The organism is Faecalibacterium sp. An77 (genome assembly GCF_002161315.1).
Lineage (GTDB): Bacteria > Bacillota > Clostridia > Oscillospirales > Ruminococcaceae > Faecalibacterium.
This window is the reverse complement of the sequence record NZ_NFHK01000005.1, coordinates 47,933-61,955: the sequence shown is the minus strand read 5'-3', so window position 1 is coordinate 61,955 and position 14,023 is coordinate 47,933. Positions and strand designations below refer to the sequence as shown.

At 59.4% G+C, this 14,023-nt stretch carries 28 protein-coding genes; all 28 read right to left on the bottom strand.

Going from position 1 to position 14,023, the window contains the following annotated elements; all coding sequences use genetic code 11:
• Positions 1-87 precede the first annotated feature (87 nt).
• The 28 genes from rpsD to rplC all read right to left on the bottom strand — a co-directional run bounded on the left by rpsD (position 88) and on the right by rplC (position 14,011).
• Positions 88-690, bottom strand: a complete 603-nt coding sequence (gene rpsD / locus B5G28_RS03475) for a 30S ribosomal protein S4 (protein ID WP_087246339.1) — start codon at positions 688-690, stop codon at positions 88-90.
• A gap of 20 nt (positions 691-710) precedes the next feature.
• Positions 711-1,118, bottom strand: coding sequence for a 30S ribosomal protein S11 (rpsK, locus tag B5G28_RS03470; protein WP_087246338.1), 408 nt, complete (start codon positions 1,116-1,118; stop codon positions 711-713).
• Positions 1,119-1,132: 14 nt separating this feature from the next.
• Positions 1,133-1,504: a 30S ribosomal protein S13 gene (rpsM, locus tag B5G28_RS03465; RefSeq protein ID WP_087246337.1), complete on the bottom strand. Its 372-nt coding sequence runs from the start codon at positions 1,502-1,504 to the stop codon at positions 1,133-1,135.
• A gap of 84 nt (positions 1,505-1,588) precedes the next feature.
• Positions 1,589-1,702 carry a 50S ribosomal protein L36 gene (gene rpmJ / locus B5G28_RS03460; RefSeq protein ID WP_005921832.1) on the bottom strand — a complete coding sequence of 38 codons (114 nt, stop codon included), beginning with the start codon at positions 1,700-1,702 and terminating at the stop codon, positions 1,589-1,591.
• Positions 1,703-1,735: 33 nt separating this feature from the next.
• The gene (infA, locus tag B5G28_RS03455) at positions 1,736-1,987 is read right to left on the bottom strand and encodes a translation initiation factor IF-1 (protein ID WP_087246336.1); all 252 of its coding nucleotides are present in this window, start codon (positions 1,985-1,987) and stop codon (positions 1,736-1,738) included.
• A gap of 301 nt (positions 1,988-2,288) precedes the next feature.
• Positions 2,289-3,062, bottom strand: coding sequence for a type I methionyl aminopeptidase (gene map, locus B5G28_RS03450; RefSeq protein WP_087246335.1), 774 nt, complete (start codon positions 3,060-3,062; stop codon positions 2,289-2,291).
• Between the two features lie 3 nt (positions 3,063-3,065).
• A complete protein-coding gene (locus tag B5G28_RS03445) occupies positions 3,066-3,698 on the bottom strand; it encodes an adenylate kinase (protein ID WP_087246334.1) in 633 nt (210 codons plus the stop codon).
• A 132-nt stretch (positions 3,699-3,830) separates the two neighbouring features.
• Positions 3,831-5,126: a preprotein translocase subunit SecY gene (secY, locus tag B5G28_RS03440; protein WP_087246333.1), complete on the bottom strand. Its 1,296-nt coding sequence runs from the start codon at positions 5,124-5,126 to the stop codon at positions 3,831-3,833.
• Between the two features lies 1 nt (position 5,127).
• Positions 5,128-5,568, bottom strand: coding sequence for a 50S ribosomal protein L15 (gene rplO / locus B5G28_RS03435; protein ID WP_087246332.1), 441 nt, complete (start codon positions 5,566-5,568; stop codon positions 5,128-5,130).
• 18 nt (positions 5,569-5,586) lie between these two features.
• A complete protein-coding gene (gene rpmD / locus B5G28_RS03430) occupies positions 5,587-5,772 on the bottom strand; it encodes a 50S ribosomal protein L30 (RefSeq protein ID WP_087246331.1) in 186 nt (61 codons plus the stop codon).
• Between the two features lie 15 nt (positions 5,773-5,787).
• Positions 5,788-6,288, bottom strand: a complete 501-nt coding sequence (rpsE, locus tag B5G28_RS03425) for a 30S ribosomal protein S5 (protein ID WP_087246330.1) — start codon at positions 6,286-6,288, stop codon at positions 5,788-5,790.
• A 19-nt stretch (positions 6,289-6,307) separates the two neighbouring features.
• Entirely contained in the window at positions 6,308-6,667 is a 360-nt protein-coding gene (rplR, locus tag B5G28_RS03420) for a 50S ribosomal protein L18 (protein WP_087246329.1), read from the bottom strand.
• An 18-nt stretch (positions 6,668-6,685) separates the two neighbouring features.
• Positions 6,686-7,237, bottom strand: coding sequence for a 50S ribosomal protein L6 (gene rplF, locus B5G28_RS03415; RefSeq protein WP_087246328.1), 552 nt, complete (start codon positions 7,235-7,237; stop codon positions 6,686-6,688).
• A gap of 17 nt (positions 7,238-7,254) precedes the next feature.
• On the bottom strand, positions 7,255-7,653 hold the full coding sequence (gene rpsH / locus B5G28_RS03410; protein WP_087246327.1) for a 30S ribosomal protein S8: 399 nt from the start codon (positions 7,651-7,653) through the stop codon (positions 7,255-7,257).
• 118 nt (positions 7,654-7,771) lie between these two features.
• Positions 7,772-7,957, bottom strand: a complete 186-nt coding sequence (locus tag B5G28_RS03405) for a type Z 30S ribosomal protein S14 (protein WP_087231894.1) — start codon at positions 7,955-7,957, stop codon at positions 7,772-7,774.
• A gap of 16 nt (positions 7,958-7,973) precedes the next feature.
• On the bottom strand, positions 7,974-8,516 hold the full coding sequence (gene rplE / locus B5G28_RS03400; protein ID WP_087246326.1) for a 50S ribosomal protein L5: 543 nt from the start codon (positions 8,514-8,516) through the stop codon (positions 7,974-7,976).
• A gap of 17 nt (positions 8,517-8,533) precedes the next feature.
• Positions 8,534-8,848: a 50S ribosomal protein L24 gene (rplX, locus tag B5G28_RS03395; RefSeq protein WP_087246325.1), complete on the bottom strand. Its 315-nt coding sequence runs from the start codon at positions 8,846-8,848 to the stop codon at positions 8,534-8,536.
• A 12-nt stretch (positions 8,849-8,860) separates the two neighbouring features.
• Positions 8,861-9,229: a 50S ribosomal protein L14 gene (gene rplN / locus B5G28_RS03390; protein WP_087246324.1), complete on the bottom strand. Its 369-nt coding sequence runs from the start codon at positions 9,227-9,229 to the stop codon at positions 8,861-8,863.
• A gap of 49 nt (positions 9,230-9,278) precedes the next feature.
• Positions 9,279-9,536, bottom strand: coding sequence for a 30S ribosomal protein S17 (gene rpsQ, locus B5G28_RS03385; RefSeq protein ID WP_087246323.1), 258 nt, complete (start codon positions 9,534-9,536; stop codon positions 9,279-9,281).
• A gap of 12 nt (positions 9,537-9,548) precedes the next feature.
• The gene (gene rpmC / locus B5G28_RS03380; RefSeq protein ID WP_087246322.1) at positions 9,549-9,734 is read right to left on the bottom strand and encodes a 50S ribosomal protein L29; all 186 of its coding nucleotides are present in this window, start codon (positions 9,732-9,734) and stop codon (positions 9,549-9,551) included.
• Positions 9,724-10,164 carry a 50S ribosomal protein L16 gene (rplP, locus tag B5G28_RS03375; RefSeq protein WP_087231879.1) on the bottom strand — a complete coding sequence of 147 codons (441 nt, stop codon included), beginning with the start codon at positions 10,162-10,164 and terminating at the stop codon, positions 9,724-9,726. The genes rpmC and rplP overlap by 11 nt, the downstream gene beginning before the upstream one ends.
• The gene (rpsC, locus tag B5G28_RS03370; protein WP_087246321.1) at positions 10,164-10,877 is read right to left on the bottom strand and encodes a 30S ribosomal protein S3; all 714 of its coding nucleotides are present in this window, start codon (positions 10,875-10,877) and stop codon (positions 10,164-10,166) included. Before rpsC ends, rplP begins: the two co-directional genes overlap by 1 nt.
• A gap of 16 nt (positions 10,878-10,893) precedes the next feature.
• Positions 10,894-11,229 carry a 50S ribosomal protein L22 gene (gene rplV, locus B5G28_RS03365; protein ID WP_087231873.1) on the bottom strand — a complete coding sequence of 112 codons (336 nt, stop codon included), beginning with the start codon at positions 11,227-11,229 and terminating at the stop codon, positions 10,894-10,896.
• A gap of 17 nt (positions 11,230-11,246) precedes the next feature.
• Positions 11,247-11,513 carry a 30S ribosomal protein S19 gene (gene rpsS / locus B5G28_RS03360; RefSeq protein WP_087246320.1) on the bottom strand — a complete coding sequence of 89 codons (267 nt, stop codon included), beginning with the start codon at positions 11,511-11,513 and terminating at the stop codon, positions 11,247-11,249.
• A gap of 16 nt (positions 11,514-11,529) precedes the next feature.
• Positions 11,530-12,360, bottom strand: a complete 831-nt coding sequence (rplB, locus tag B5G28_RS03355) for a 50S ribosomal protein L2 (RefSeq protein WP_087246319.1) — start codon at positions 12,358-12,360, stop codon at positions 11,530-11,532.
• Between the two features lie 84 nt (positions 12,361-12,444).
• A complete protein-coding gene (gene rplW, locus B5G28_RS03350; protein WP_087231864.1) occupies positions 12,445-12,741 on the bottom strand; it encodes a 50S ribosomal protein L23 in 297 nt (98 codons plus the stop codon).
• The gene (rplD, locus tag B5G28_RS03345; protein WP_087246318.1) at positions 12,741-13,364 is read right to left on the bottom strand and encodes a 50S ribosomal protein L4; all 624 of its coding nucleotides are present in this window, start codon (positions 13,362-13,364) and stop codon (positions 12,741-12,743) included. The genes rplW and rplD overlap by 1 nt, the downstream gene beginning before the upstream one ends.
• Positions 13,365-13,378: 14 nt before the next feature.
• Positions 13,379-14,011 carry a 50S ribosomal protein L3 gene (rplC, locus tag B5G28_RS03340; RefSeq protein ID WP_087246317.1) on the bottom strand — a complete coding sequence of 211 codons (633 nt, stop codon included), beginning with the start codon at positions 14,009-14,011 and terminating at the stop codon, positions 13,379-13,381.
• Positions 14,012-14,023: the final 12 nt, after the last annotated feature.

Here is a 14,023-nt window from a genome sequence, read left to right as displayed (position 1 = left end):
CTTGTAAAACCGACGTCACCATCGGCCCATTCTGCAATTCTGAAAAGAATCCGGCGGGCTGTCCCTGCGGGCATCCGCCCAATGGGATTACTTGGAGTACAGCTCGACGATGAGATGCTCGGCGACTTCGTAATCGATGTCGCTGCGCTCGGGCAGACGGGTAACGGTGCCCTTCAGGGTACCGGCCTCGCGCTCCAGCCAGGCGGGCAGAGCCACAACGGGTGCCTCGGGGCCGGTCAGCTTGGCAAACTTAGCCGAAGAACGGCTGGACTCGCGGACCTCGACCACGTCGCCGGCCTTCACCTGGTAAGAGGGGATGTTGACCTTCTTGCCGTTGACGGTGAAGTGGGCGTGGGAGACCAGCTGACGAGCGTCGCGGCGGGTCTGAGCGTAGCCCAGACGGAACACGACGTTGTCCAGACGGCACTCCATCATCTGGAGCAGGTTCTCACCGGTCTGGCCAGGACGGGCAGCGGCCTTTTCAAAGGTGTTGCGGAACTGCTTCTCCAGAACACCGTAGATGAACTTGACCTTCTGCTTCTCCTTCAGCTGCATGGCATACTCAGACTGCTTCTTGCGCATGTTGCCATTGGAGTTGCGGGTAGTATTCTTCTTTGCATAGCCCATGACTGCAGGAGAAATGCCCAGGGCCTTGCAACGCTTTGCGATAGGCTGCGTATTCTTTGCCATAATTTAGTTTCCTCCTTCAATCAGACACGGCGGCGCTTCGGGGGCCGGCAGCCATTGTGGGGGATGGGGGTCACGTCCTTAATCAGGGTGACCTCCAGGCCGGTGGCCTGCAGCGCACGGATCGCGGACTCACGGCCAGCGCCGGGGCCCTTGACGTAGACCTCAACGGTCTTCATGCCATGCTCGATTGCGGTCTTGGCAGCGGTCTCAGCTGCGGACTGTGCAGCAAACGGAGTGCTCTTGCGGCTGCCGCGGAAGTTCAGGCTGCCCGAGGAGCACCAGGAAATAGCGTTGCCCTGCAGGTCGGTGATGGTGACCACAGTGTTATTGAAGGTAGACTGGATGTGAGCCTGACCAGCGACAACGTTCTTGCGCTCTCTGCGCTTGGTACGGACAGCGCCTTTTTTGGCGTTATTAGCATTAGCCATTTCTCAAATCCTCCTTACTTCTTCTTGTTAGCGACCGTGCGCTTGGGACCCTTGCAGGTGCGGGCATTGGTCTTGGTGCGCTGGCCACGGCAGGGCAGATTCTTGCGATGGCGAATGCCGCGGTAAGACTGGATCTCCACCAGACGCTTGATGTCCAGTGCGACGTTGCGGCGCAGGTCACCCTCAACGATGATGTTGGCCTGGTCGATATAATCACGGATCTTGGCTTCTTCCTCACGGGTCAGATCCTTCACGCGGGTATCGGGGTTGATGCCAGTGGCAGCCAGGATCTTGTCCGCAGTGGTGCGGCCGATCCCGTAGACGTAGGTGAGACCTATCTCGATCCGCTTCTCGCGGGGCAGGTCAACGCCGGCAATACGTGCCATAATAATTTCCTCCAAAAATGATCCCATGTCAGTGTCGGGGTCTGCGCCGGGACTCTACGCACTTGACCCCCTAGCGCCGGCTGATTAGCCCTGGCGCTGCTTGTGCTTGGGGTTCTGGCAGATGACCATCACGCGGCCTTTGCGGCGGATGACCTTGCACTTTTCGCAGATGGGCTTCACGGAAGGTTTGACCTTCATGATGTTGAACCTCCTTTTGGTTGGTCCTGGCGTTTATTTGGAACGCCAGGTGATGCGGCCCTTCGTCAGATCGTAGGGCGACATTTCGACTGTGACCTTATCGCCGGGCAGGATGCGGATGAAGTTGGTCCGCAGCTTGCCGGAGATGTGCGCCAGCAGGGTGTGGCCGCTGGGCGTGAGCTTCCCGGTGGCCTTATCCTCGCTCAACATTTCCACCTTAAAGATGGCGTTGGGCATCGCTTCGCGCACGATGCCTTCAATCTCGATAACGTCTTCTTTAGACAAGCTATTTGCCTCCTTATGGATCTGCTCAGTTTGTCTTGTGCGGACGGGGGCAGTGAGCGCCACATACTTCCCTCTGAGCGGCACAAAATCCGCAAACAAGCAGAATGACCCTGCTTGCCGAGAAAGCATCTGGCCTCCACAGCCATTAGTGAATTATACACCTTTTTGCTGCAGAATGCAAGGGGTTTTTTCGTATTTCCGATAAAAATTTCCGCCCTTTTTCAAGAGCGGAAATCTTTCCTTTTTGTGCATTTCGCCGGGGCGAAGCGCCCTCCCCTGTCCGTTCCGATTCGCAGCGGAATCAGAGGGTAAAGTCCGGGTCTTCCCAGCCCAGGGTCATGATTTCGGTGTGGTCCCGGAGGATGGCCACCGAGTGCTCAAAATGAGCAGCCAGGCCGCCGTCCTTGGTCTTGACGGTCCATCCGTCGGACAGAGTCTTGACCTTGGGGCCGTACTGACAGATCATCGGCTCGATGGCGATGGTCATGCCCGGCACCAGCCGCGGGCCGCGGCCGGGGTTGCCGTAGTTGGGCACTTCGGGGTCCTCGTGGAGCTCACGGCCGGTGCCGTGGCCCACGAACTCCCGCACCACCGAGAAGCCGGCCTCCTCACAATAAGTCTGGACCGCGTGGCCAATGTCGCCGATGCGGTTGCCAGCCTTGGCCTGGGCGATGCCCAGGTGCAGGGCCTCCTTGGTGACGTCCAGCAGGCGCTGGGCCTCCAGGTCCACCTTGCCCACCGGGAAGGTGCAGGCGTTGTCACCGTTGAAGCCGTCCACCTTGGCGCCGGTGTCAATGCTGACGATGTCACCCGGGCGGATGATAATGTCATGGGAGGGGATGCCGTGAATGACGGTGTCGTTCAGGCTGATGCAGGCCGACCCGGGGAAGCCGTACAGCCCCTTGAAGTTGGGGGTGCCGCCGTGCTTGACGATGAACTCATAGATGAGCTTATCCAGCTCCCAGGTGGTCATGCCGGCCTCGATGTGCTCGCCGCCGTACTTCAGGGCAGCGGCGCTCAGGGCGTTGGCCCGGCGCATGCCCTCCAGTTCTTTTGCGTTTTTGATCTGAATCAATGCTTATGCCTCCAGGGCTTTCATCACTTCCGCCGTCGTAGCCTCGACGGTGCTGCCGCTCTCCACCACGGCCAGTTTGCCGCGGCTGCGGTAGAAGTCGATCAGGGGTTCGGTCTGGGCGTGGTAGGCCTTGAGACGGTCGCGCACCGTCTCGGGCTGATCGTCCTTGCGGGTGACCAGCTGGCCGCCGCAGCTGTCGCAGACGCCCTCCACCTTGCTGGGCTTGGTGTGGATGTGGTAGCTGGCGCCGCACTTCTCGCAGACGCGGCGGCCGCTCATCCGGTTGAAGATGACCTCTTCATCCACGGCCAGATCCAGAACTTTGTCAATGCGGATGCCCATCCGCTCGATGGCCTCGGCCTGGGCGATGGTGCGGGGCACGCCGTCCAGAATGAAGCCCTTGGCGCAGTCGGGCTGTGCCAGCCGGTCCTTCAGGATGCCGATGATGACGTCATCGGGCACCAGGCCGCCTGCGTCCATGTAACTCTTGGCCTTCAGGCCCATCTCGGTGCCCTCCTTGACGGCGGCCCGCAGAATGTTGCCGGTGGAAATGGCCGGGATGCCCAGCTTTGCGGTGAGGACTTCGGCCTGGGTGCCCTTGCCCGCACCCGGGGCGCCTAACAGAATGAGATTCATTTCCATGCTCCTTTCTTACCTGTCTTATCACGTGATATAAACAAAGGCACTGAAAAATCGAGGGTGCCTCTCTTTTCCAGTGCCTTTGACGACGGTGTGTATTCTGTTTGGGAAATTCCCGTCAGGAAATCATCAGCCCAGGAAACCCTTGTGGTTGCGCATGGTCATATAGCTGTCCAGGCTGCGGGTGGTGTCCAGAGCGACACCAACCACGATCAGCATGCTGGTACCGCCAAGCTGGATAGCCACGCCGGTCACATTGCCCAGGATGATGGGCAGTACAGCCACGAGTGCCAGGAAGACACCGCCGATCATGGTGATCTTGCTCAGCGTCTTGATGATGAAATCGCTGGTGGGCTTGCCGGGACGGAAGCCGGGAATCGAGCCGTTGTTGCGGCGCAGATTGTTGGCGATCTCAATCGGGTTGTACTGGATGGAAACGTAGAAATAGTTGAACGCGACGATCAGCAGAACATAGACGATCACATAGAGCGCCGAGGTGTAGTTGAAGGTACTGAAGAATGCGTACCAGATGGGGTGCTCTACGGGGTCGACGTTGATGAAGCTGCCGATGGTGCCGGGGATCGAGCAGAAGGTGCTGGCGAAGATGATGGGCATGACGCCGCTCATGTTCAGCTTGAGGGGCAGATAGCTGTTCTGCCCGCCGATCTGCTTGCGGCCCACAACACGGCGTGCGTACTGGATGGTGATGCGGCGCTCGGCGTTGGTCATGATGACGATGAACACCACCACGGCCAGAGCCAGAACCGCCAGCACCGGCAGCAGCACGTAGTACAGCGGCTGACCGCTGGAAGCGCGGGTCAGCATGTCGGTGACCATGGTAGTAACCGACGACCAGTTGGACACGATGGAAGCGAAGATGATGAGGGAGACACCGTTGCCGATGCCCTTGTCATCGATCTGCTCACCGCACCAGGTGGTCAGCTGTGCGCCGGCGGTAAAGGTCAGGATCACCACGATGGCGGTGAAGATGCCAGCCGCGCCGGCGGTGTACTTGAGGGCGCCCATGTTGCGCACCAGGAAATAGTAGCCGATACTCAGCACCAGTGCAATGCCGGCGCCCACATAGCGGGTGATCTGGCGGATCTTGGCCTGGCCGTCGGATTCCTTGGCCAGGTTTTCAAGATACGGGATCGCAACGCACAGCAGCTGCACAATAATGGAAGCATTGATATAGGGTGTGACGCCTAACGCGAAAATCGTGCACCGGGACAGCGCGCCGCCGCTCATCATGTCGAGGTAGGTCAGCATGCTGCCATTTGCGAACATTGCAGTGAGCGCATCGCCCGATACGAAGGGCACAGGGATCGCGCTGCCCAGACGGTAGACGATCAGAATGCCCAGGGTAAAGAGCAGACGGCTCTTCAGCTCAGGGATTTTCCATGCGTTTCGGAATGTCTGAAACACCTTACATCACCTCAGCCTTCCCGCCTGCCTTCTCGATTTTCTCTTTGGCAGAAGCAGAAAAGGCTGCAGCCTTGACGGTCAGGGCCTTGGTCAGCTCGCCGTTACCCAGAATCTTAACGCCGTCGAGGGTCTTCTTGACCAGGCCTTTAGCCTTCAGTGCCTCGGTATCAACCACAGCACCAGCCTCGAAAACCTTCTCCAGGTCTGCCACGTTCACGATGGCATACCGGGTAGCGAAAATGTTGTTAAAGCCGACCTTGGGCAGACGGCGCTGCAGCGGCATCTGGCCGCCTTCGAAACCAGCGCGCTTGACGCCGGAACGGGCCTTCTGGCCCTTGCTGCCGTAGCCGGCAGTCTTGCCATTGCCCGAGCCAATGCCGCGGCCCTTGCGGGTGCGAGCCTTGTTGGCGCCGGGAATCGCGTGTAATTCATGAAGATTCATTGCGTGTACCCCCTGCTGTTACGCTTCGGTGACGCTGAGCATGAAGCCGATCTTGGCGATCTTGCCCTGCGTAGCGGCATTGTCAGGCTGGACGGTGACGTCGCCCGGCTTCTTCAGGCCCAGGGCCTCGGCAGTTGCGATCTGCTTCTTGCCGCGGCCAATCAGGCTCTTCTTCAGCTCGATCTTGAGCATCTTATCTGCCATGGTGTGTTACCCTCCTCAGCCCAGAATTTCTTTGACGGTCTTGCCCCGCTTCTCAGCGACCGACTCGGCGCTGACCAGGCCGCACAGGCCTGCGAAAGTAGCAGACACAACGTTGATGGGGTTGTTGGAACGCATGGACTTCGCACGGATGTCCTTGATGCCAGCAGCCTCGATGACGGCACGCACAGGGCCGCCAGCGATCATGCCGGTACCGGGGGCAGCGGGCTTGAGCAGGACAGCGCCAGCGCCGTACTTGCCCACGATCTCATGCGGGATAGTGGTGCCCTTAGTGGCGATCTTGCACATGTTCTTCTTGGCAGCGGCCTCACCCTTGCGGATAGCCTCGGGCACTTCGCCCGCCTTGCCGATGCCGTAGCCGATGGTGCCCTTGCCGTCGCCGACGACCACCAGAGCGGCGAACTTCATGATGCGGCCGCCCTTAACGGTCTTGGACACGCGGTTGATGGAGACCACCTTGGTGATCATGCCGTCGTCTTCACGGTTTCTCATAGCCATAACTGTCTTCCTCCTCTCGTTACAGCTTCAGGCCGCCCTCACGGGCGCCGTCAGCCAGGGCCTTGACACGGCCATGATAAACGAAACCGCCGCGGTCGAACACGACCTCAGTGATGCCCTTCTCCAGAGCGCGGGCAGCAATCTTCTTGCCAACCTGGGCAGCGGCCTCGACGTTGCCGCCGAAACCTTCAAAGTCCTTGTCCATGGTGGACGCCGACACCAGAGTCACGCCCTTCTCATCATCGATGATCTGAGCGTAAATGTGCTTGGCGGAGCGGAAAACATCCAGGCGAGGACGAGCGGCGGTGCCGCTGATCTTGCCGCGAACGCGGCGATGACGACGAAGACGGGCTTCGTTCTTGTCGATCTGCTTAACCATTGTCTTTCACTCCTTACCTTATTTCTTGCCCTTGCCGGCTTTGCCTTCCTTGTGCTTGACAACCTCGCCCTTGTAGCGGATGCCCTTGCCCTTGTAGGGCTCGGGCGGCTTCTTGGCGCGGACTTCAGCGGCAAACTGGCCGACCTTCTGCTTGTCGATGCCGGTAATGGTGAAGTTGTTGGGGTCCTGCCACTCGATCTTGATGTCGTCAGTATCCGACACGATCACCTGGTGAGAGAAGCCCAGGTTCATGACCAGGTTGGAGCCCTGCTTCTGGCAGCGCAGGCCGACGCCCACGATCTCCATCTGCTTGGAGTAGCCGTTGACAACACCGTTCACCATGTTGGCGATGTTGGTGCGGGTCAGGCCGTGCAGGCTCTTGGCCAGGTTCTCGTCATTGGGGCGGGTAACCAAAACTTCATTGCCCTCGACCTTAACGGTCATCAGGGGATGATAGTTGGAATTCAGGCTGCCCTTGGGGCCCTTGACGGCGACGGTGTGAGCTGCCTCATCGACAGTGACAGTGACGCCGGCAGGAATGACGATGGGTTTTCTTCCAATTCTCGACATTGTCTTTTACCCCTTTCTTACCACACGTAGGCCAGAACCTCGCCGCCGACGTGCGCAGCACGGGCGGCCTTATCGGTCATGATGCCCTTCGAGGTGGAAATGATTGCGATGCCCAGGCCCTTCATGACGCGGGGCATATTCTCGCAGTTGGTGTAGATGCGCAGGCCCGGCCTGGACACGCGCTTGAGGCCGGCCAGAACAGGCTCGCCGTTGGCCTGGTACTTCAGGTTCAGCACGATGGTGCCCTGAACGGTGTCGTTCTTGACCTGCATGCTCTTGACGTACCCTTCGTCGACCAGGATCTGGCAGATGGCCTTCTTCATGTTAGAAGCCGGGATCTCCACAGAAGGGTGTTTGGCAGTGCTGGCGTTGCGGATGCGAGTGAGCAGGTCCGCGATAGGATCGGTGATTTGCATGCCACTAACCTCCTTAGATTAGTTGTTTGTGTTTGTTTGTGTTCTTTTTATAATGATACCGCCCCGAAACCTTCAGCCCCGGGGCGGGTATCCAACTACCTGTCAGGCCCCGGTCAAATTACCAGGAAGCCTTCTTGACGCCCGGGATCTCGCCCTTGTAGGCCAGCTCACGGAAGCACACACGGCACACGCCGTACTTGCGCAGCACCGAGTGGGGCCGGCCGCAGATGCGGCAGCGGGTGTATGCGCGGGTGGAGAACTTAGCAGGGCGGGCCTGCTTGAGCTTCATAGACAGCTTTGCCATTGGTTAATCTCCTCCCTTAGTTGTTCTCGAAGGGAGCGCCCAGAGCCTTCAGCAGCTCCTTGCCCTCTTCATCGGTCTTAGCGGTGGTGACGAAGCAGACATCCATGCCGCGGACGGCGTCGACCTTGTCGAAGTCGATCTCGGGGAAGATGATCTGCTCCTTGATGCCGCAGGCGAAGTTGCCACGGCCGTCGAATGCGTTGCCGTTGATGCCGCGGAAGTCACGGACACGGGGCAGAGCGACGTTGAAGAAGCGATCGACGAACTCGTACATACGGTCGCCGCGCAGGGTGACCTTGCAGCCGATGGGGGTGCCAGCGCGCAGCTTGAAGTTAGCAACGCTCTTCTTGGCGCGGCAGACAACAGCCTTCTGGCCGGTGATCTGAGCCAGGTCCTTCATGACGGCCTCGAGGATCTTCTCGTTCTCCTTGGCCTCGCCGCAAGCGACGTTGATGACGACCTTGTCCAGCTTGGGGATCTGCATGACGCTCTTGTAACCGAACTTCTTGTTCAGAGCAGGAGCAATCTCATTGACATACTGTTCTTTCAAACGAGCCATTGTTTCCTACTCCTCTCTTACAGCTCAGCGCCGCACTTCTTGCAGACGCGGACCATCTTGCCGTCCTTCTCAACATGGCCGACGCGGACAGCCTTGCCGCACTTGGGGCAGATGGGCATCACCTTGGAGGCGTACAGAGCGCCCTCAGCCTTGACGATGCCGCCCTGCTCGCCCTGACGGCGGGGCTTGACGTGCTTGGTAACCATGTTCTGGCCTTCAACAATGACCTTGCCTTCGGAGGGGCTGACCTGCAGAACCTTGCCGGTGTGGCCCTTGTCCTTGCCGCTGATGATCATAACGTTGTCGCCGGTTTTAACATGAAGATTATTCATAAGAAAACCTCCTTACAGCGATTCCGGAGCCAGGCTCAGGATCTTGGTGTAGCCGGCCTCACGCAGCTCACGGGCCACCGGTCCAAAGATACGGGTGCCCTTGGGGCTCTTGTCAGCCATGACGATAACGGCGGCGTTCTCATCAAAACGGATGTAGGACCCGTCGTCGCGGCGGACGCCGTGCTTGCTGCGCACGATGACAGCCTTCACAACGTCGCCCTTCTTCACGGTGCCGCCAGGGGCTGCCTTCTTGACAGAGCAGACCACGACGTCGCCAATATTTGCATATCTCTTGCGGGTACCGCCCAGCACGCGGAAGCACATCAGCTCTTTGGCACCGGTGTTGTCGGCAACTTTGAGATAAGTTTGCATCTGAATCATATCAGACTTCTCCTTTCAAACTGTTCAAAGCAGCGGAGTTGAGAAAAGCTTACTTTGCCTTCTCAACGATACGGACCAGGCGCCAGCGCACATCCTTGCTCAGGGGGCGGCACTCCATGATCTCCACACGGTCGCCGATGCCGCACTCGTTCTTCTCATCGTGAGCCTTGAACTTAGCGGTGCGCTTCAGGATCTTCTTGTACAGGGGGTGCTGCACGCTGTCCTTCACGGCAACCACGATGGTTTTGTCCATCTTGTCGGAAACGACCACGCCAACGCGGGTCTTGCGCAGATTACGTTCTTCCATCGTCTGACCTCCTTACTGCTTCTCAGCCAGAACGGTCATCACACGGGCGATGTCGCGCTTGACTGCTTCGATGCGGCCGGGGTTCTCCAGCTGGTTGATGGCATGCTGGAAACGCAGGTTAAACAGCTCGGCCTTCAGGTCTGCCAGCTTGCTGGTCAGCTCTGCGGGCTGCATTTCGCGGAGTTCATTAGCCTTCATTGGTGCCATCCTCCTTCACGGAGTCCTCGCGGACAACAAATTTGCACTTGATGGGCAGCTTGTGCATAGCCAGGCGCAGAGCCTCGCGTGCGGTAGCCTCATCGACGTCCGCCAGCTCGAACAGCACGCGGCCGGGCTTAACAACTGCCACCCAGTACTCGGGCGAGCCTTTACCGGAACCCATTCGGGTCTCAGCGGGCTTCTCAGTAACGGGCTTGTCGGGGAAGATCTTGATCCAGACCTTGCCGCCACGCTTGATATAACGGGTCATGGCGACACGGGCGGCCTCGATCTGCGCAGAGGTGATCCAGGCCGGCTCCAGGGCAACAAGGCCGTACTGGCCCTGGCACACCACGTTGCCGCGGGTGGCCTTGCCGGTCATGCGGCCGCGCTGAACGCGGCGGTACTTAACACGCTTAGGCAGTAACATTACTTGTTGCCTCCTTCCTTCTTAGGAGCGCTCTTAGCGTTCTTGGCGCTCTTGAGGACCTCGCCCTTGTAGATCCACACCTTGACGCCGATGCGGCCGTAGGTGGTGGCTGCCTCTGCGAAGCCGTAGTCGATGTCGGCGCGCAGGGTCTGCAGGGGGATGGTGCCCTCGTGATAGCTCTCGGTGCGGGCGATGTCAGCGCCAGCCAGACGGCCGGAGCACATAGCCTTGATACCCTTTGCAGGGACGGTGCTGCGGTCGCGGGGGCTCATGGCATTGCGGATGCACTGCTTCATGGCGCGACGGAAGGTGACGCGGTTCTCCAGCTGACGGGCGATGTCCTCAGCCACCAGCTGAGCGTTGGTGGAGGGGCTCTTGACCTCGATGACGTTGACCACGACGGTCTTGCCATACTCCTTGGTCAGCTTGTTCTGCAGAGCGACGCGCTCCTCACCGCCCTTACCGATGACCATACCGGGCTTAGCGCAGTAGACGTTCACGGTAACGCGGGGAGCGGAGGTGGAAGAATCCACAGTGCGCTCGATCTCGATCTTGGGGACACCGGCGTCCTTGAGCAGAGCCTTCAGCTCAGTGCGGATCTTGTGGTCCTCCACCAGATTATCGCTGAAGTCCTTCTTGGAAGCAAACCAGCGGCTGTCCCAGTCTTTAATAACGCCGACACGAAGTCCGTGCGGATTAACTTTCTGGCCCATTTGTTTACCTCCTCACTTACTCTTTCTCTTTCAGAACGACGGTCATGTGGCTGGTGCGCTTCAGGATGCGGTAGCCGCGGCCCTGGGCGCGGGGCATCATCCGCTTCAGCGTGGGGCCGGGGCAGACGTAGCACTCGGCCACATAGAGGTTGTTCTTATCCATATTGAAGTTGTTTTCTGCATTTGCAGCTGCAGACTTCACCAGCTTCAGAAGGGGCTCACAAGCGGCCTTCGGGGTGTACTGCAGGATTGCCATCGCTTCGTCCAGGGGCTTGTTGCGGATGAGGTCCATCACGATCGAAACCTTGCGAGGACTAATGCGGGCATAACGAAGAATTGCCCGAGCTTCCATGTTTGTGTTCCTCCTTCTTACTTCGAATTGCCGGTGTGGCCCTTGAAGGTGCGGGTGGGCACGAACTCACCCAGCTTGTGGCCAACCATATCCTCGGTGACGTACACAGGCACATGCTTGCGGCCGTCATGGACGGCGAAAGTGTGGCCCACGAACTCGGGGAAGATGGTGGAGGCCCGGCTCCAGGTCTTGATGACCTGCTTCTTGCCAGAAGCGTTCATCGCTTCCACGTGCTTCATAAGAGCAGGCTGGACGAAAGGTCCCTTTTTAATACTTCTACCCATGGTCTACACTCCTCTCTTACTTGCCGGCACGCTTCACGATCAGCTTGTCGGAGCGCTTGTGGTGCTTGCGGGTCTTGAGGCCCAGTGCGGGCTTGCCCCAGGGGGTCATAGGACCAGAGTGGCCGATGGGGGCGCGGCCCTCGCCACCGCCGTGGGGATGGTCATTGGGGTTCATGACAGAACCACGGCTGCCGGGACGGACGCCCATGTGGCGCTTGCGGCCAGCCTTGCCCAGGTTGACGTTCTCGTGGTCGATGTTGGAAACCTGGCCGATGACAGCAGTGCAGTTCAGAGGAACGTTGCGCATCTCGCCGGAGGGCAGACGGATCAGGGCGTAGCCATTCTCCTTAGCCATCAGCTGAGCCATGTTGCCGGCGGAGCGGACCAGCTGGGCGCCGCGGCCGGGGTACAGCTCGATGTTGTGCAGGATGGTACCGACGGGGATGTTCTCGAAGGGCAGGCAGTTGCCGGGCTTGATATCAGCAGTAGCGCCGCTGATAACGGTATCGCCGACCTTCAGGCCTTCGGGGCAGATGATATAGCTCTTGACGCCGTCGGTGTACTCGATCAGGCAGATGAAAGCGCTGCGGTTGGGATCATACTCAATGGTCTTCACGGTAGCGGGGACATCCAGCTTCTGACGCTTGAAGTCGATGACGCGGTACTTGGTGCGGTTGCCGCCGCCGTGATGACGGACGGTGATGCGGCCGGTGTTGTTGCGGCCGCTGTGCTTCTTCATGGGCTCCAGCAGGCTGCGCTCAGGGGCGACCTTGGACAGAACGCTGTAGTCCGTGACGGTCATGCCGCGGCGGCCCGGGGTAGTGGGGCCGTATTTCTTGATAGCCATGTGCTATTCTCCTTTAATTTATCTCATGAATTATTATCGGGGTCATATCCCCATAGAGGGGCCCTCGGCGGGCCCGGATCTTCATCAGACCATGCTGTTGAAGAATTCGATCTCCTTGGAGTCCTTGGTCAGGGTGACGATGGCCTTCTTGGAGGCGGCGGTGTAACCGCCGTGCAGGCCCTGGCGGCGGAAACGGCCGCGCACCGAAATGGTGTTCACCTTGGAGACCTTGGTGCCGGGGAACAGAGTCTCGACTGCCTGGGCAATCTCGATCTTGGTGGCGTCGGTAGCAACCTTGAAGGTGTACTTCTTATCAGCGATGCCAGCCATGGAGTTCTCGGTGATGACCGGCTTCAGGATGATATCATGTGCGGTTTTCATTAGCCAAGCACCTCCTCGAGCTTCTTCGCTGCGCCCTCGCTGATGATCAGCTTGTCGGCGTTCAGCACGTCATAGGTGTTCACGCTGCCGGCGAAGGTGGTCTTGACGCCCTGGATGTTGGCGGCGCTCTTGACGAACATGGGATCGACGGTCTCGTTGACCACCAGGTTCTTCTTGCCGGCGCCCACGGCGTTCAGCATAGCGACCACAGCCTTGGTCTTGTAAGCCTCAACGGCCAGGCTGTCGACCACGATCATGTTGCCGTTGGCAGCCTTGTCGCTCAGCACGCTCAGCAGAGCCAGGCGGCGGACCTTATTGTTGATGTGGTAGTTGTAGCTGCGGGGCTTGGGGCCCAGAGCAACGCCGCCGTGAGTCCACTGCGGAGCGCGGATGGAGCCCTGGCGTGCATGGCCGGTGCCCTTCTGGCGCCAAGGCTTCTTGCCGCCGCCGGAGACTTCCTTGCGGATCTTGGTGTTCTGGGTGCCCTGGCGCTGGTTGGCCAGGAAGTTCACAACTGCAATGTGAACAGCCTTCTCGTTCGGGGTGATGCCGAACACGGCGTCGGAAAGCTCGATCTCGCTGACCTTTTTGCCGTTCCGATCGACTACGTCAAATTTTGCCATTGTAGCTTTCCTCCTTAGGCCTTCACGCTGTTGGCCAGGGTGACGATGGTGCCCTTGGTACCGGGGACCGCACCCTTGACAGCGATCAGATTGTTCTCGGTGTCAACCTTGACGACCGTCAGGTTCTGCACGGTGACCCGCACAAAGCCCATGTGGCCGGGCAGGCGCTTGCCGGGGAAGACGCGGCTCGGGGTCGAAGTCGAGCCGTTGGAGCCGGCATGCCGTGCGACAGGGCCGGTGCCGTGGCTCTCGCGCAGGCGGTGCTGGCCGTAGCGCTTGATAACGCCCTGGTAGCCCTTGCCCTTGGAGATGCCGGCCACGTCGATCTTGTCGCCAGCGGCGAACACGTCAGCCTTGATGACATCGCCCACATTCAGGCCGGAGACATCCTCGAGACGGAACTCGCGGAGGGTCTTCTTGGGGGCCACATTAGCCTTCTTGAAGTGGCCCGCGGCTGCCTTGTTGACCTTCTTGGCGGAAACCTCGCCGAAGCCCAGCTGAACAGCCTGATAGCCGTCGCTCTCGACAGTCTTCTTCTGCACGACGGTGCAGGGGCCTGCCTCGATGACGGTCACAGGGATGACCTTGCCGTTCTCATCGAACAGCTGGGTCATACCGACCTTTTTGCCGATAATGCCTTTAACCATTTTCTTTTCCTC

Coding starts and splice junctions, on each gene's coding strand:
- rpsD (WP_087246339.1), bottom strand. CDS start 690: ATGGCAAAGAATACGCAGCCTATCGCAAAGCGTTGCAAGGCCCTGGGC.
- rpsK (WP_087246338.1), bottom strand. CDS start 1,118: ATGGCTAATGCTAATAACGCCAAAAAAGGCGCTGTCCGTACCAAGCGC.
- rpsM (WP_087246337.1), bottom strand. CDS start 1,504: ATGGCACGTATTGCCGGCGTTGACCTGCCCCGCGAGAAGCGGATCGAG.
- rpmJ (WP_005921832.1), bottom strand. CDS start 1,702: ATGAAGGTCAAACCTTCCGTGAAGCCCATCTGCGAAAAGTGCAAGGTC.
- B5G28_RS03445 (WP_087246334.1), bottom strand. CDS start 3,698: ATGAATCTCATTCTGTTAGGCGCCCCGGGTGCGGGCAAGGGCACCCAG.
- rplO (WP_087246332.1), bottom strand. CDS start 5,568: ATGAATCTTCATGAATTACACGCGATTCCCGGCGCCAACAAGGCTCGC.
- rpmD (WP_087246331.1), bottom strand. CDS start 5,772: ATGGCAGATAAGATGCTCAAGATCGAGCTGAAGAAGAGCCTGATTGGC.
- rpsE (WP_087246330.1), bottom strand. CDS start 6,288: ATGGCTATGAGAAACCGTGAAGACGACGGCATGATCACCAAGGTGGTC.
- rplR (WP_087246329.1), bottom strand. CDS start 6,667: ATGGTTAAGCAGATCGACAAGAACGAAGCCCGTCTTCGTCGTCATCGC.
- rplF (WP_087246328.1), bottom strand. CDS start 7,237: ATGTCGAGAATTGGAAGAAAACCCATCGTCATTCCTGCCGGCGTCACT.
- rpsH (WP_087246327.1), bottom strand. CDS start 7,653: ATGCAAATCACCGATCCTATCGCGGACCTGCTCACTCGCATCCGCAAC.
- B5G28_RS03405 (WP_087231894.1), bottom strand. CDS start 7,957: ATGGCAAAGCTGTCTATGAAGCTCAAGCAGGCCCGCCCTGCTAAGTTC.
- rplE (WP_087246326.1), bottom strand. CDS start 8,516: ATGGCTCGTTTGAAAGAACAGTATGTCAATGAGATTGCTCCTGCTCTG.
- rplX (WP_087246325.1), bottom strand. CDS start 8,848: ATGAATAATCTTCATGTTAAAACCGGCGACAACGTTATGATCATCAGC.
- rplN (WP_087246324.1), bottom strand. CDS start 9,229: ATGATTCAGATGCAAACTTATCTCAAAGTTGCCGACAACACCGGTGCC.
- rpsQ (WP_087246323.1), bottom strand. CDS start 9,536: ATGGAAGAACGTAATCTGCGCAAGACCCGCGTTGGCGTGGTCGTTTCC.
- rpmC (WP_087246322.1), bottom strand. CDS start 9,734: ATGAAGGCTAATGAACTCCGCGAAATGCAGCCCGCAGAGCTGACCAGC.
- rplP (WP_087231879.1), bottom strand. CDS start 10,164: ATGTTACTGCCTAAGCGTGTTAAGTACCGCCGCGTTCAGCGCGGCCGC.
- rpsC (WP_087246321.1), bottom strand. CDS start 10,877: ATGGGCCAGAAAGTTAATCCGCACGGACTTCGTGTCGGCGTTATTAAA.
- rplV (WP_087231873.1), bottom strand. CDS start 11,229: ATGGAAGCTCGGGCAATTCTTCGTTATGCCCGCATTAGTCCTCGCAAG.
- rpsS (WP_087246320.1), bottom strand. CDS start 11,513: ATGGGTAGAAGTATTAAAAAGGGACCTTTCGTCCAGCCTGCTCTTATG.
- rplB (WP_087246319.1), bottom strand. CDS start 12,360: ATGGCTATCAAGAAATACGGCCCCACTACCCCGGGCCGCCGCGGCATG.
- rplW (WP_087231864.1), bottom strand. CDS start 12,741: ATGAAAACCGCACATGATATCATCCTGAAGCCGGTCATCACCGAGAAC.
- rplD (WP_087246318.1), bottom strand. CDS start 13,364: ATGGCAAAATTTGACGTAGTCGATCGGAACGGCAAAAAGGTCAGCGAG.
- rplC (WP_087246317.1), bottom strand. CDS start 14,011: ATGGTTAAAGGCATTATCGGCAAAAAGGTCGGTATGACCCAGCTGTTC.